Below are 14371 nucleotides of genomic sequence, written 5' to 3' on the forward strand. Positions count from 1 at the left end.
CCGTTGGCGCGGCGCCTCATTACGCCAGCCCGCACGATGAAGCAAGCGCGCGCGGCAGCCCAGCATATGCCGTCTCAGCGGACGCAAACCGGAAACCACTTTTGCTTCGGCCGCTTGGATGCTAAACGCCCGCGTTCGTATCACGCCGGGCAGTTGGGGTCCGGCGCTTTCAGGAAGAAACAATGTCTGCCTTCAAATCCGATTTCCTGCGCGTCATGAGCGAGCGCGGTTTCATCCATCAGATCTCGGACGAAACCGGGCTGGATCAACTTTTCGCGAAGGAAACGGTGACCGCCTATGTCGGTTACGATGCCACGGCGACCAGCCTGCACATCGGCAATCTGATTTCGGCGACCATGCTCTACTGGATGCAGGAGACCGGCCATCGGCCGATCGCGCTGATGGGCGGCGGCACCTCGATGATCGGTGACCCGTCCTTCCGCGACGACCAGCGCAGCCTTCTGACACCGGAGGCGATCGCCACCAACATCGAAGGCATCAAGCGCATTTTTGGCCGCATCCTGCGCTTCGGTGACACCGGCAACGACGCCATCATGGTCAACAATGCCGACTGGCTGATGAAGCTCAACTATGTCGAGTTCCTGCGCGATGTCGGCCGCCACTTCTCGGTCAACCGGATGCTGACCTTCGACAGCGTCAAGCTGCGGCTCGAGCGCGAACAGTCGCTGTCCTTCCTCGAATTCAACTACATGATCCTGCAGGGCTACGATTTCGTCGAACTCAGCCGCCGCCATGACTGCCGGCTGCAGATGGGCGGTTCGGACCAGTGGGGCAACATCATCAACGGCGTCGATCTCGGCCACCGCATGGGCACGCCGCAGCTTTACGCGCTGACCACGCCGCTTCTGACGACGTCGTCGGGCGCCAAGATGGGCAAATCGGCCAAGGGCGCGGTGTGGCTGAATGGCGACCTCTTCTCGCCCTATGATTTCTGGCAGTACTGGCGCAACACCGAGGACGCTGACGTCGAGCGCTTCCTGAAGATCTTCACCCGCTTGCCGCTGCCCGAGATCGCGCGGCTGGCCGCCCTTGGTGGCTCCGAGATCAACGAGGCCAAGAAGGTGCTGGCGACGGAAACCACGGCGATCGTGCACGGCCGCGAAGCGGCACAAGCGGCGGAGGAGACCGCGCGCAAGACGTTCGAGGAAGGCGTGACCGCCGAAACCCTGCCGACCGTCGAGGTCGACGGCGCAGCGCTCGAAGCCGGCATCGGCATCCTGTCGCTGCTGGTCACCGCGGGCCTTGCCGGATCCAATGGCGAGGCGCGGCGACACATCCAGGGCGGCGCCGTGCGCCTCAACGACCAGCCGGTGGCGGACGACCGGCGGATGGTGACGCCTCAGGATCTCAGTCCGGCAAACGTCGTAAAGCTTTCAGTGGGCAAGAAAAAACACGTGCTTGTGCGACCGGTGTGACCGGACAGCATCAGGAGGAAACACAAGCGCGGCCGTAACGACATTCGGTTGAAACACCCCTCTTGCTACTTCCTGCCGCCGAGCGCGACCGGAGCGCGGTACAGGAGGCGAATCCATGGATCAATTGGCTGTTGTCGTTCGTCGCGCGACGGAGCGGGACCACCAGGCAATTCGCGCATTGGTGCGTTCTGAGCGTCTGAACCCAACGGGCATCAATTGGCCCAACTTTATGGTTGCGGTAGCCAAGGGCCGCGTCATCGGTGCGGTGCAAATCCGCAAACATAGTGATGGCTCGCGCGAACTCGGCTCGCTCGTCGTCACCAAGGAAGCGCGAAGCCGTGGAATCGCTTCGAGGCTGATCGATACGCTGCTTGCCGACGATCAAGAGCCCATTTGGCTGATCACGGCCGTGCCCAACGCCAACGCCTATTCACGATGGGGCTTCGAGCAAATCCAGCTACGAGAGGCCCCAGCGAAGGTACGGCGCAACCATCTGATGGGAAGCATGGCGCGCATCATCTCCTTCTTCAAGCGGCGACCGATGCAACAACTGGTGATCCTGGAACGTCGCCCGATAGGACGGATGACTGCACGAAAATCCCCACCAGGCCTTGAGCGTGAACGTGGTCAGGGCGAACGTGCACCCGCCTAGAATCGAATCGGCCTTTCGGCGACTGTTCGTGCTAGACTAGCGATATTCGAAGATCGACCGGAAAATGCCCGGCGCGATCACCGATAGCGGGTTGACGTCCAGCACCGGCTTGTTGGCGTTGCCCTTGAGCCGGTAGGTGACGCCAATCAGGCCGCGGTCGCGGCCATTGCCGAGCAGCGCGCCGACCAGCGGCAATTCGCCGAAGATGCGGTTGAGGCCATAGGCCGGCATGAACGTGCCGGTCATGTCCATATTGTTGTTCTGGTCGTAGAGCGTGCCCTGGAACGTGGTGCCGATGCGTGGGCCGCGCAGGACGCCGTTGGCCAGCTTCAGGTAACCGCTTCCCTTGTCGATCTCGGTAAAGCCGCGCTCGAACTTTACCCGCGAAGTGTCGATCTTGCCTTTGACCGCTTCGTTCAGGCTGCGGCTGTCGCCCACCGGCGTGGTCGATACGATCGAAGCGAGCTTCGGTTCGTCAACGATGAAGAAGTTGCTTGAGTCGACCTGACCCCGCATCGGCCCGTCGGCCGCGCCGCTGAGCGCCAGCGTGATCGAGCCGCCTTCCATGTGTTCGTAGATGTTGAGGAAGCGCAATATCGCGCCGGCGTCGGCCGACTTCATGTTGAGCGCGCGCACGCCGTTGCCTGCCGTGTTGCTGATGGTGATGGCAGCACCCGAACTTGCCGTGGCGCTGACCTTGAGCCCGTTCACCTTGGAGCCGGCGGCGCTGTAGTCGAGCTTCAGATTGGACAGGACCTCGTCGTGGAACCCGGTCAGCGAAGTGACATCGGCGCTGACCGAAACCGCATCCGTGCCTGTGGTCTTGGTGGCGGTATCGACGTCGGAGGTGAACTGCTTGATCAGCGAGCGGGCGTCGAGCGCATTGCCGCTGACATCGACCGCAAAGCCCTTGCCCGACCGCTTCACCGTCACCGCAACGTCGTCGCCCCTGTTCAAAGCGACTTTGCTGAAGCGCGCCGAAGACAGCGCACCCTTGACCAGGACGACATCGCCTTCGACGGAAAAGCTCTTTCCGTCGAGGTCGAAGTCGGACAGCGTTGTCGTATCGCCCGACTTCGCCATAGTGAAAGTGGCATTGGCCGGAATCCCCGGCCCCTTGCTCCAGCCTGCCCAGGGAATGTCCAGCCTGGCGCTGGTCAGGTCGACCGCGACGTTCTGGCTGCCGTCGCCGCTCTTGTCGATCGCCACCTTGATGGTTCCCGAAATCAGCGGCGACAGGCCAGGCATGGCGGTGGCGCGTGTCTTGTCGTCGAGCACAAGCGCCACCTTGCGGCTGCGCGGCGGTCCGTCATCCCCGAGCGGCTCGACCAGATCGAGTTCAGCCGGAATGCCGTTCAGCTTCGCGTCGGCCGAGATCACCGCCTTGTCGGGTCCGACTTCGATCGAACCATCGGCCTCGGTTATCGTCTGGTCTTCGAATGGCTTGGCGAGCGACAGGTCCTTGTAGTCGAGCGTCACCAGCCAATCGAGCTTCGAGGTGTCGACACCGGACTGCAGCGGAATGTCGGCCTTGACGTGACCGGTCACTGTGCCGGACAGGTCGTCCGGCGCAATACCGACATGGCGCATGGCGTTGATCGGTTCGTAGGAGGCGAGCTCGGCGATGGCCGGCGCCTCGCCGGCGACGTCGATGTCGAGCGCGCCGATCACCGGCGGGTGGTTCGCCGCCTTGACTGACAGCGTGCCATTGCTTGCCGCCACGGTGCGGCCGCTTGGCATGTAGACGCTGCCCGAGGACAGCGCGATGTCGACATTATTGCCATGGAAGGAAACCTCGCCGACGGCGTCGCGGATCGGCGGGATGCGGCCGGCCGTGTCGAAGCGCGAGCCTTCGACCTGAAACCGGCCGAACACCTCGTCAGCAGAAAGCGGCACGCCATTGCCGAGCCGCCCCGGCACGACCTGGAACTGCAGGCTGGCGTCGACGACACGGCCGCCAAACAGGTTCTGCAGCACCCACAGCCGGGCATTCTTGGCGGAAAACCAGGGCCACAATTGCTTGACGTGTGAGACCGGCATGTCGTGGACGTTGAGCGACAGCGAAATGCCTGGCGGCCCGTTGTCGATGAAGGCAAGTGCGGCTGTGCCCAGCACCTCGCTGCCAGATCCCGACCTGATGCCGATCTGCTCGGCGACGAGCTTATGGCTCCTCGTCTGATAGACGCCGGCGATGCGGGCGAAGAAATTCAGCGCCGGCTCGGGCGATTCCGCCGGCGCCAGCGTCGAGCCGTCGCTGGTCAGGTCGTAGCGATAGGAAGGCTCCTCACCGGCGGCGCCGGTCGCCGGCTTGGGCCCGATCGAGCCGGCGAAATTGAACGTCGAACGGCCGGTCTTCAAAACCAGCCTGCCGACATCGATCTTGTTGGATCCGGAGACAAGCGTGGCGTCGACATCGACATCGGCCGGCAACAGCCCGCGTGTGCCGAGGTCGAGCACCGAGCCGGTTAGCGACAGCGAGGCCGTCAGCCGGGAATCGCTTTCGCCCGAGCCTTCGGTCCCCGTCAGCTTCAAAGCGATCGCGCCGGTTTTCCCACCGGCCTCTGGCGTTGTCTCTGGAATGGCCGCCATGTCGACGGCCGCATTCAACGCAGTGACCCGCAGGGAGGTCGTATCGCGGGTGGCGGCAGCGGTGACCGTGAGCGCCCGGCCATCGATATCCGCCTCGGAGGAGAACTCCATGCTGCCCGGGCCCGACTGCAGCACGGTGGCATTGGTGATGTTGACCAGCTTGACCGAGCCGGCCTCGGGCAGTTCGAACTCGACATTCTTGAGATCGATCCGGCGCATCGAATCCTCGCGCACGGCATCGAGCGCATGGTTGACGTGACCGAAGACAGCGGCGGCCAGCTTTTCCGGATCGATGAGGCCGTCTTGATTGCGCAGCTCGGCTGTCCAGTCGCCGCCCGACGGCATTGCCGCGGTGACAATGTGGGCGTCGGAAATCCTGGCGCTGGTCAGCCGCACCTCGCCCGAGAACAGCGGTATCAGCCGGATACCGAAACGCACACGCCCGGCGTCGGCCATCGGCTTGCCGTCGGCGGTCTTGACGCTGACGTCCTTGACCTGCAGCGCAATGAAGCTCGATCCGTCCAGTGTCAGCCGGGCCGGGCCGACGGCTACATTGACGTCGAAACCGGCGAGTTTCTCGATCGCCGCTTCGGCTTCCGCCCGCAGCCGCTCGCTGCCGATTCCGGTGGCGCCGATGACATAGACAGCGGTGGCGGCCAGCAGCACCAGGGCCGCGACGCCGGCAAACAGGCGGGCAAGGATGCGAAAGCCACGGCCGATCCGCGCCTTGCCGAGCGGCGGCACACTGCAGGCAGACGGAAAAGTCCCCAGGTCGGTGATCTCGTCACGCCTGAACCGGATTTTCTCGTGCTGCGGTTCTTCCTGATCCACGCAATTTTCCGTTGTACGAATTCGATCGTGGACGAATCCCCGCTCGACACTATAACGATGCAGCCTGGCGCGTAACCTCAAACAAGGGCATCGATATGGCTGATCTCGACATTGGCGACGCTGCTCCGCAATTCGACCTGCCGCGCGATGGCGGCGGCTCGCTCAGCCTTGCCGCGTTGCGGGGAAAACCCGTCGTACTTTACTTCTATCCGCAGGACGACACCACAAGTTGCACCAACGAGGCGATCAGCTTTTCCCAGCTGAAGCCGGAGTTCGAAAAGGCCGGCGCCGTCGTGATCGGCCTATCGCCTGACAGCGTGAAGAAGCACGACAAATTCAAAACCAAATACGACCTCACCGTCGACCTGGTTGCCGACGAGGAGCGCAAAGTGATCGAGGCCTACAATCTGTGGGTCGAAAAGACGATGTATGGCCGCAACTATATGGGCGTCGAACGAGCGACGTTCCTGATCGGCAAGGATGGCCGGATCGCCGGCATCTGGCGCAAGGTCCGGGTAAAAGGTCATGCCGAAGCGGTGCTGGAGGCGGTGCGCGCGCTCTGACACGCCGCCGATCTCACCACCCTGCCCGCAACCCGCCACTCGTTTCGCGCGCAATCCTTACCGGCCGGCACCCACGGCAAAGCTTTGTTAACCCTAATAATGTGTAATCAGGCTTCGTTGGTGTCGTAATGAAAGCTTGGTCCCGTGAACCCAACCGGTCAGTCAGCGGTCTTCGGCAGACGCAAGGAGCCCCATACGGTCATCATTGCGCGGGGCAATGAAATCCGACATTTCACCATCCGTCCGTGGCTCGTCGCCTTTCTTGGTTCGGCACTGGCGGCAATCGCCATCGGCTATCTGCTGGCAACCTCCTACCTGGTGCTGCGCGACGATCTGATCGGCGCCACCACGGCGCGGCAGGCGCGCATGCAGCAGGCCTATGAGGATCGCATCTCGGCATTGCGCGCCCAGGTCGACCGCATCACCAGCCGCCAGCTTCTCGACCAGAAACTGATGGAAACCAAGGTCAGCGAACTGCTCGAGCGGCAGAGCCAGCTCAGCCAACGCCATGGCCGCCTCGGGCCGATCCTCGAACGGGCGGAAAATGAAGTCGGAACGCCGCCAACCGCTGATGCGGCAGCGGCAGCAAAGCCCGACGAGCATGCCGAACTGACCGGCAACGCGCCCCTGGCCTATTCGGTCGCCAGCCTCGGTTCGGCCGATACCAGGCCGTTCTCTTTGTGGTCGACCCGCTCCGATCCGCTGCCCAGCGAAACGGCGGCGGACCGTGCCGACAAACTGTTCGTCTCGATCAACGATTCGCTGAAGGCCATCGAAAGCCAGCAGCTCACCCGTATCGCCACGCTTGCCGACAATGCCTACAAGAGCGCGGATGCCATCACCCAGGCGCTGGAAGCAGCCGGCCTGCCGGTCGACAGCGATTTCGGCAAAGACGAAAGCGATGTCGGCGGACCGTTGATCCCGCTGGACTCCTCGATGATGTTCGACAGCAAGGTCAAGGAACTCGACGAGGCGCTGGATACGCTCGACCAGTTGAAGAAAGAGGCGCGGCGGCTGCCGCTCGCCAACCCCGCCCCTGGCCACTCCGTCACCAGCCCGTTTGGCGTGCGCACCGACCCGATCCTTGGCACCGCGGCCCTGCATTCGGGCATGGATTTCCGCGCACCGATCGGCATGGCGGCCAAGGTCACGGCGGCCGGCGTCGTCACCAAGGCAGGCTGGAACGGCGGCTATGGCCGCATGGTCGAGGTCGACCATGGTAATGGCTTTGCCACCCGCTATGGCCATTTGAGCGAAATCGATGTGGCCGTCGGGCAGAAGCTCGCCGCCGGCGACACTATCGGCAAGACCGGCAGCAGCGGCCGCTCCACCGGCCCGCATCTGCACTATGAAGTCCGCCATAATGGCGAGGCCATCGACCCGCTCCGCTTCCTGACCGTGGGCAAGAAGGTCGAGCAGTACCTCTGAGGATCAAAGCGACCCGGTTGGTGCCAGCTCTTCGTCAGGCACCCTGCACCACTGAATTTCGCGTTCGGACGTCGCGCTATCCTGGCGCCGTGACAGTCCGCCACGCCTCTCCGGCGTGAATGCAGACAATCAACCAAGCCCCATTGTGACTTGTCCACCATTCGCGTCACAGCCTCATTGACTCGATGCCAGTTGTAGGATGATATGTATCACCCTATAGCCCAACATCATCTGACGGCCATTTATGACCATCCATGCTCTCTCGCCAGACGCTCTCGGCGCCCTATGGGACGCTGTCGGGCCAAATGGCATGACCGTCGATGCCGCCGGCATGGCGAAATATCTCGGCGACTGGTCGGGCGATCACCATGGCGCGGCGCTGGCCGTGCTGCGGCCAGCTTCGGTGGCCGAGGTCCAGGCGGTGGTGCGGGTCTGCGCCTCGCTCGGGCTCGGCATCATCCCACAAGGCGGCAATACCGGCCTGGTGGCGGGCGCGATCGACATCGAGACCGCCGGCTCAGTGGTCGTCAGCCTGGAGCGGCTCAACACCATCCGCCGCGTCGACGCCGACAATTTCGTGCTGCAGGCCGATGCCGGCTGCATCCTGCAGACCGTGAAGGATGCCGCCGACGCGCAAGACTGCCTGTTTCCGCTGGCGCTGGGCGCCCAGGGCAGTTGCCAGATCGGCGGCAATGCGGCCAGCAACGCCGGCGGCATCAATGTGCTGCGCTACGGCATGGCGCGCGATCTCATCCTCGGCCTTGAAGTGGTGCTGCCGGACGGCGAGTTGTGGAACGGCTTTTCCGGCCTGCGCAAGAACAACACCGGCTATGATCTGAAGCAGCTGTTCATCGGTTCGGAAGGGACGCTCGGCATCATCACCGGCGTCGAGCTGAAACTGTTTCCAAAGCCGGTCCGGACCGAGACCGCCTATCTCGGTCTTGCCTCGTTCGAAGCGGCGATCGCGCTGTTTCGGCAGGCCCGCCGCGCCTCGGCCGATTTGATGTTAGCCTTCGAGATCATCGGTTCGGAATGCATCGCGCTGACGCGCCTGATCGACGTCAACATGGTGTCGCCGGTCGAAGCGCCCGTCCATGTATTGATCGAACTGTCGGCCAGTGCTGCGATCGACCTGCGCACGCTGCTGGTCGATTTCCTCGCCGAGACCATGGAAAGCGGCCAGGTCATCGATGCCGTGCTTGCCGAAAGCAGCGCCCAGGCAAAATCCTTCTGGGCCATCCGCGAAGGGCTGGTCGAGGGGCAGGCCAAGCGCGGTTATCATGTGCGCACCGATCTTTCGGTGAAGATCTCGGACATCCCTGCCCTCATCGATCAGGCGCGCGGCTTCGTGGCGCAGAATCATCGGGGATGGCTACCGCTGGCGTACGGTCATGCCGGTGACGGCAACATCCATTTCAACGTGCTGCCGCCGGAAGGCCTCGACGAGCGCGCGGCCCGCGCCCGAGGCACTGACATCACCGCCGGGCTCTACCGGATCGCCAATTCGCTCGGCGGCTCGATCAGCGCCGAGCATGGCATCGGCCGCACCCGCCATCGTACCTTCATGGCCGGCCTGGCGCCGGTCCATCGCCGACTCATCGGCACGTTGAAGAACGCGCTCGACCCGCACGGGCTGATGAATCCCGGCTGCCTTCTGCCTAAAACGGAGACCGCTCCATGAAGCAAAGACTCGCCGCCATCGGCACTGTCGAAACGCTGCCGCACCGCGTCGCGACCTTCCTCGGCCGCGAGATCGAATCGGGCGACCTCAGCCCAGGCACGCGGTTGCCGACGGAACAGGAGCTTTCGGAGAAATTCGGTGTCAGCCGCAATGTTGTGCGCGAGGCGATCGCGCAGCTCAGGGCCGACGGCATGATCGAGGCGCGGCAAGGCATCGGCGCCTTCGTGCTGGCGCCGGAGCAGCGGGCGTCGATCCGCATCGACGGCGAGGCGCTCAAAGAAGGCCAGAACATGGAGCGGCTGTTCGAGCTGCGCTGCATCCTCGAAGCCGAATCCGCCGCGCTTGCCGCCGAACGGCGCGGCCAGGAGCATCTCGACGCCATCAAGGCCGCGCTCGACCGCATGAGCGGCGAGGAACGCTGGGAAGAAGGCAGCATCGACGCCGATCTTCTGTTCCACCGCGAGATCGCGCGCGCCACCGGCAATAGCTACATCCACACCTTCATTTCCTTCGTCTGCGAACAAATCCGCCGCTCGATCTATTACGCGCGGCAGACCAATCCGCTGCACGATCTGGTCGAGATCAATGTCGGCGAGCATGTGCGCATCTACGATGCGCTGGTTGCCGGCGATCCCGCAGCCGCCGAGGCAGCGATGCGCGCCCACATCATCGGCGCGGCGGAGCGCGTCGGCGTCAAGCTGCCGGCCGCGCGGCGCGTCAACAAGGGGATTTAGCCATGCCGCTCGGAGGCGCTTACGCGATTTCGGATGTCTGCCTGCTGGTCGAGGACATCGGCCGGACCGTGGATTTCTATGTCGACAAACTCGGCTTCCGGCTGCGCCGCCGCGCCGAAGGCTTTGCCGATTTCCATGGCGAGGGCGTGACGCTCGCGGCGTGGGAGATCGACCACATCAGCCAGCATACCGGCGTGTCGAAGCTCAGATCGCCGCGCCATGCGCACAAGGTCTGCGTGGCGGTCAGGCTCGACACGCCTGCCGACATCGACCGTCTGCATGGCGAGCTCAGCGCCAAGGGCGTGCCCTTTTACGGCCCGCCGGAAGACTATGTCTGGAACGCGCGCTGCGCCTATTTCACCGACCCGGACGATACGCTCTGGGAACTATACGCCTGGCTCGACGGCGGCCCCGGCGACTACCACGACGAACAGCCGTAGACGACAGCGCGCCGTGGGAGCGGTGCGCAATGAACAGAGCAACGCTTGCAACAGGAGCGAAAAATGAGTGGGAACAAGCGATACAACATGAACCGCCGCAGCTTCGTGACATCCGGCATCGCCGCCGTGGCAGCCGCATCCGCCGGGATGCAGCTGGTGCTGACGCCCGGCGCCAAGGCGGCCGGCAAGGTCGTCATCCAGTATGACTGGCTGGTGTCGAACGGACAGATCGGCGACATCGCCGCCGTCGCCAACGGCTACTTCAAGGATGCCGGCCTGGATGTTGAGTTCAGCCCCGGCGGACCGAACTCCGCGACCGTGCCGCCGGTCGTCTCGGGTTCGGCCCAGCTCGGCCAGTTCTCCGAAACGCCGCAACTGTTTGCGGCGCGGGCCAGCGGCGTGCCGGTCAAGATCATCGCCTGCGGCTTCCGCACCGGCCCCTATGCCTTCACCTCGAAGCCGGCCAAGCCGATCCGTGGCGTTGCCGACCTCAAGGGCAAGAAGATCGGCATCCAGCCGACGGCGCGCTTCGTCATCGACGAGATCCTGGCCAAGAACGGCATCGACCCGGCTGACGTCACGGTAGTCAATGTCGGCTTCGACAAGGCGCCGCTGGTGCGCGGCGATGTCGACGCCATTGGCGGCTGGATCACCAACACGCAGGCACTGAGCGTCGTCGGCGACGACCGCATCGACCTTCTGGTTCGCGATCTCGGGCTCTCCTCCTACGCCGACGTCTATTTCGCCACCGACGCGGCGATCGAGAAGGATCCCGAGACGCTGGCCAAGTTCATCGGCGCCGTCGGCAAAGGCTGGGGCTGGGTGCATGCCAATCCGCAGGAAGCGGTGAAGAAAATGGTCGCCGCCTATCCGGAAATGGATCTCGGCTGGGAAGAAAAGACCGTCAATCTGGTGCTGAAGCTTTCCTTCGATGGCGCGACGGCCAAGGATGGCTGGGGAACTTTCGACCCGGCCTCGATCGAGGAACAGCTGGCACTGCTGGACAAGGTCGGGCAGTACCCGAATGGTCGGCCGGCCGCGGCTGACGTCTACACCACCAAGATCCTCGAACTGTCGGCCGCCGACCGGCCAAAGCTCGACGCGCCCGCGGCCTAGAGCATGATCCCAAAAAGTGGGAACCGGTTTTTGGAAAAGATCATGCTCCAGCAAAGCGTTAGATCAGCATGACGATCAAACGTCATGCTGATCTAACGGCGAACGCGATCGAGGCAGAGAAGCTGGATGTCGGCTATGGCGGCCGGCCGTCGGCCCTCAAAGTGCTCTCCGGCCTCGACCTGACCGTCGCGGCCGGCTCGTTCCTGTCGATCCTCGGGCCGTCGGGCTGCGGCAAGTCGACCTTGCTCAGGGTCGTTGCCGATTTGCTCGACCCACTTGGCGGCACGATCAGCGTGCTTGGCGACACGCCGCATGCGGTGCGCTCGCGCCGGGATGTCGGCTTCGTCTTCCAGGATTCGACACTGCTGCCCTGGCGCAGTGTGCGCGACAATGTACGTTTGCCGCTCGTTGTTGGGCAAGGCAGCCTGACGCGCCAGATCGAAGACCGCTCCGAGGAGTTGCTGGAGCTGATGGGGCTTGGCGGTTTTGGCGAGCGCCTGCCGCACCAGCTTTCCGGCGGCCAGCGGCAGCGCGTGGCGATCGCCCGTGCGCTGCTCGGGCAACCAAAGCTGCTGTTGATGGACGAGCCGTTCGGCGCGCTCGACGAAATCACCCGCGACCGCCTCAATGACGAGCTGCTGGCGCTGTGGCGGCGCAGCGGCACGACCATCCTGTTCGTCACCCATTCGATTGCCGAGGCCGCCTATCTCGGCGAGCGGGTGATCGTGCTGGCCGCCAATCCCGGACGTCTGGTCAAGGATCTCGACATGCGGCCGTTCAAGCAAGACGGCAACCGCTGCTCGCGCGAGGATCCGGCAATCGTTGCCGCCATGGCGGACGTGCGCAAAGCCCTGGAACTGGCCTCATGAGACAGGAGCCCTTGCTACCCGCGCTGGCGATTGCGCTGCCCGTCCTGGGCGCCGCATCCATCCTGCTCACCTGGCAGTTCCTGCTGCCCTGGCTCGGCGTTCCGGCCTATATCGTACCGACGCCGACAGCCATACTCGGCGTCTTCCAGAAGAGCTTTTCCCTGCTGCTCGGCAATCTCTGGCCGACGCTGATCGAGGCGCTGGCCGGCTTTGCCATCGGCAATCTCGCCGGCGTGCTGCTGGCGGTGCTGTTCGTACACAACCGCGTGCTGCAGGCGGCCTATTTCCCGATCGTGCTGTTCTTCAACACCATTCCGATCCTGGCGCTGTCGCCGATCATCATGCTGATCTTCGGGCTGGGCATGACGCCGAAGATCGTCATTGCGGCGGTGATCTGTTTCTTCCCGACGCTGGTCAACATGATCCGCGGCCTGGATTCGGCCAGCAGCAACGAGCACGAGCTGTTCCGCGTGCTGTCGGCGACACGCTGGGAGGTGTTCTGGAGCCTGCGCCTGCCCCGCGCGCTGCCGATGCTGTTCTCATCGCTCAGAATCGCTTCGGCCACCGCCGTCATCGGCGCCATCGTCGGCGAATGGATCGGCTCCGACAAAGGGCTTGGCGCACTGATCATCCAGGCGTCCTTCAACTACCAGTCGGACCGCCTCTACGCGGCGATCGTGTTGTCCTCGGGCCTGTCGATCGTGCTGTTCTGCCTCGTGGTGCTGATCGAGCGCCGGGCGATCAAATACTGATCGCCGTCAGGCGGGAGCGCGGCGCCGCCTAGTACTGCCGGTCAGGATTTGACATGGACGTCCCGCGGAAATTTCGTCAGCGTCTCGTTGCCGGTCTCGGTCACCAGGATGGTTTCGCTGACCTCGATGCCCCAGCCATCCATCCACATGCCGAGAATGGAGTGCACGACATTGCCGGGTTGCAGCACCGTCTTGTCGCCAGGCCGAAGGCTGATCGTATGCTCGCCCCAGTCCGGCGGATAGGCGACGCCGATGGAATAGCCGATGCGCGATTCCTTCTTCAGCCCGTAGCGCTGGATGACCTTGCGCCATGCGGCTTCGACCGCTTCGGCTGATGTGCCCGGCCTGGCCGCGCCGAGCACCGCATCCATGCCTTCGATCACCGCCTTTGCGGTGTCGGCGACACGCGTCGGCGTCTTGCCGAGCTGCATCGTCCTGGCGAGCCCGGCGGCGTAACGGCGGCAGACGCCGGCCAGTTCGAGCGCAATCGTATCGTCCTTTCCGAACCGCCTGTCGCTCCACATGATGTGCGGTGCGGAGGCGTTCTCGCCGCCGAGGATTGTCGGCGGCAGTGCCGTGATGTCGCCGGCAAAGTCCGGGCTGCCGGCAATCTGCGCCGCCTGGATGGCGGCGATCGCATCGCATTCGCGCACTCCTGGCGCGATGACTTCGAAGGCCCGTGCGACCGCCGCTTCGGCCAAGGTCGACGCTTTGCGCAGATAAGCGATCTCGGGCGCCGATTTGACCGCACGGATCCAGTTCACCAGAAGATCGGCGTCCTGCCATTTCGCATTGGGCAGGCCGGCCACCAGCCGCGCATGTGCCTTTGGCGAGAAATAGTAAGCTTCGAGCTCGATGCCAATGTGTCTGGCGCCCCAGCCCTTGGCGACGATCCAGGCAGCGATCCAGTCCATCGGATGACGATCGGCTCGCTGGACATGGTCTTCGGGAAAGCCAACCACATTCTCAGGCTTCATCCAGGCCGTCAGCAGGCCGCCGGCCGCATCCATGGCGCGGCCGATCCAGACCGGCTCGGCCTCCTCTTCGATCGGAACCAGAACCACCTGCGGCGTGTAGAACGACCAGCCGTCATAGGCGGTGATGTAATGCTGGTTGGCGACGTCGTTGACGATAAGCAGTTCGATCCTGCGCGTGGCCATCTCGGCGCGGATTTTTTTGAGCCGCTGCTGGTACTCGTCGCGCGCAAAAGGCAATTCGATCATCGGTTTTCCCTGCTGGATCATCGGCCGGGCGAACCCCGCGCCCGCCTGACGTCATTC

The 14371-nt window shown here is 63.9% G+C and carries 12 protein-coding genes; 10 read left to right on the forward strand and 2 right to left on the reverse strand.

What is annotated here, in order from left to right:
* The first annotated feature begins 182 nt into the window (after positions 1-182).
* Both tyrS and AC04SH_RS02485 read left to right on the forward strand, forming a co-directional pair.
* Positions 183-1436: a tyrosine--tRNA ligase gene (gene tyrS / locus AC04SH_RS02480; protein ID WP_488573808.1), complete on the forward strand. Its 1254-nt coding sequence runs from the start codon at positions 183-185 to the stop codon at positions 1434-1436.
* 115 nt (positions 1437-1551) lie between these two features.
* Positions 1552-2088: a GNAT family N-acetyltransferase gene (locus AC04SH_RS02485; protein ID WP_488573809.1), complete on the forward strand. Its 537-nt coding sequence runs from the start codon at positions 1552-1554 to the stop codon at positions 2086-2088.
* A gap of 36 nt (positions 2089-2124) precedes the next feature.
* Here the strand turns inward: AC04SH_RS02485 and AC04SH_RS02490 are convergent, their stop codons facing one another.
* On the reverse strand, positions 2125-5508 hold the full coding sequence (locus AC04SH_RS02490; protein WP_488573810.1) for a hypothetical protein: 3384 nt from the start codon (positions 5506-5508) through the stop codon (positions 2125-2127).
* Positions 5509-5603: 95 nt separating this feature from the next.
* Here AC04SH_RS02490 and AC04SH_RS02495 point away from each other — a divergent pair, with 95 nt between their 5' ends.
* From AC04SH_RS02495 to AC04SH_RS02530, 8 genes are all read left to right on the forward strand, one after another.
* The gene (locus tag AC04SH_RS02495) at positions 5604-6071 is read left to right on the forward strand and encodes a peroxiredoxin (protein WP_192253484.1); all 468 of its coding nucleotides are present in this window, start codon (positions 5604-5606) and stop codon (positions 6069-6071) included.
* Between the two features lie 144 nt (positions 6072-6215).
* A complete protein-coding gene (locus AC04SH_RS02500; RefSeq protein ID WP_488573811.1) occupies positions 6216-7499 on the forward strand; it encodes a M23 family metallopeptidase in 1284 nt (427 codons plus the stop codon).
* Between the two features lie 244 nt (positions 7500-7743).
* The gene (locus AC04SH_RS02505) at positions 7744-9180 is read left to right on the forward strand and encodes an FAD-binding oxidoreductase (RefSeq protein ID WP_488573812.1); all 1437 of its coding nucleotides are present in this window, start codon (positions 7744-7746) and stop codon (positions 9178-9180) included.
* On the forward strand, positions 9177-9914 hold the full coding sequence (locus AC04SH_RS02510) for a FadR/GntR family transcriptional regulator (RefSeq protein WP_488573813.1): 738 nt from the start codon (positions 9177-9179) through the stop codon (positions 9912-9914). Before AC04SH_RS02505 ends, AC04SH_RS02510 begins: the two co-directional genes overlap by 4 nt.
* Positions 9915-9916: 2 nt before the next feature.
* Positions 9917-10354 carry a VOC family protein gene (locus tag AC04SH_RS02515; protein WP_488573814.1) on the forward strand — a complete coding sequence of 146 codons (438 nt, stop codon included), beginning with the start codon at positions 9917-9919 and terminating at the stop codon, positions 10352-10354.
* Between the two features lie 87 nt (positions 10355-10441).
* Positions 10442-11470, forward strand: coding sequence for an ABC transporter substrate-binding protein (locus AC04SH_RS02520; protein ID WP_112561396.1), 1029 nt, complete (start codon positions 10442-10444; stop codon positions 11468-11470).
* A 68-nt stretch (positions 11471-11538) separates the two neighbouring features.
* Complete coding sequence (locus tag AC04SH_RS02525) at positions 11539-12339, forward strand: ABC transporter ATP-binding protein (RefSeq protein ID WP_488573815.1); 801 nt, start codon at positions 11539-11541, stop codon at positions 12337-12339.
* Entirely contained in the window at positions 12336-13091 is a 756-nt protein-coding gene (locus AC04SH_RS02530) for an ABC transporter permease (protein ID WP_488573816.1), read from the forward strand. The genes AC04SH_RS02525 and AC04SH_RS02530 overlap by 4 nt, the downstream gene beginning before the upstream one ends.
* Positions 13092-13132: 41 nt before the next feature.
* On the opposite strand, the gene AC04SH_RS02535 is transcribed toward AC04SH_RS02530, so the two are convergent.
* Complete coding sequence (locus AC04SH_RS02535) at positions 13133-14314, reverse strand: M24 family metallopeptidase (RefSeq protein ID WP_488573817.1); 1182 nt, start codon at positions 14312-14314, stop codon at positions 13133-13135.
* Between the last annotated feature and the right edge of the window lie 57 nt (positions 14315-14371).

The sequence above is a fragment of the Mesorhizobium sp. CNPSo 4688 genome (assembly GCF_057784295.1).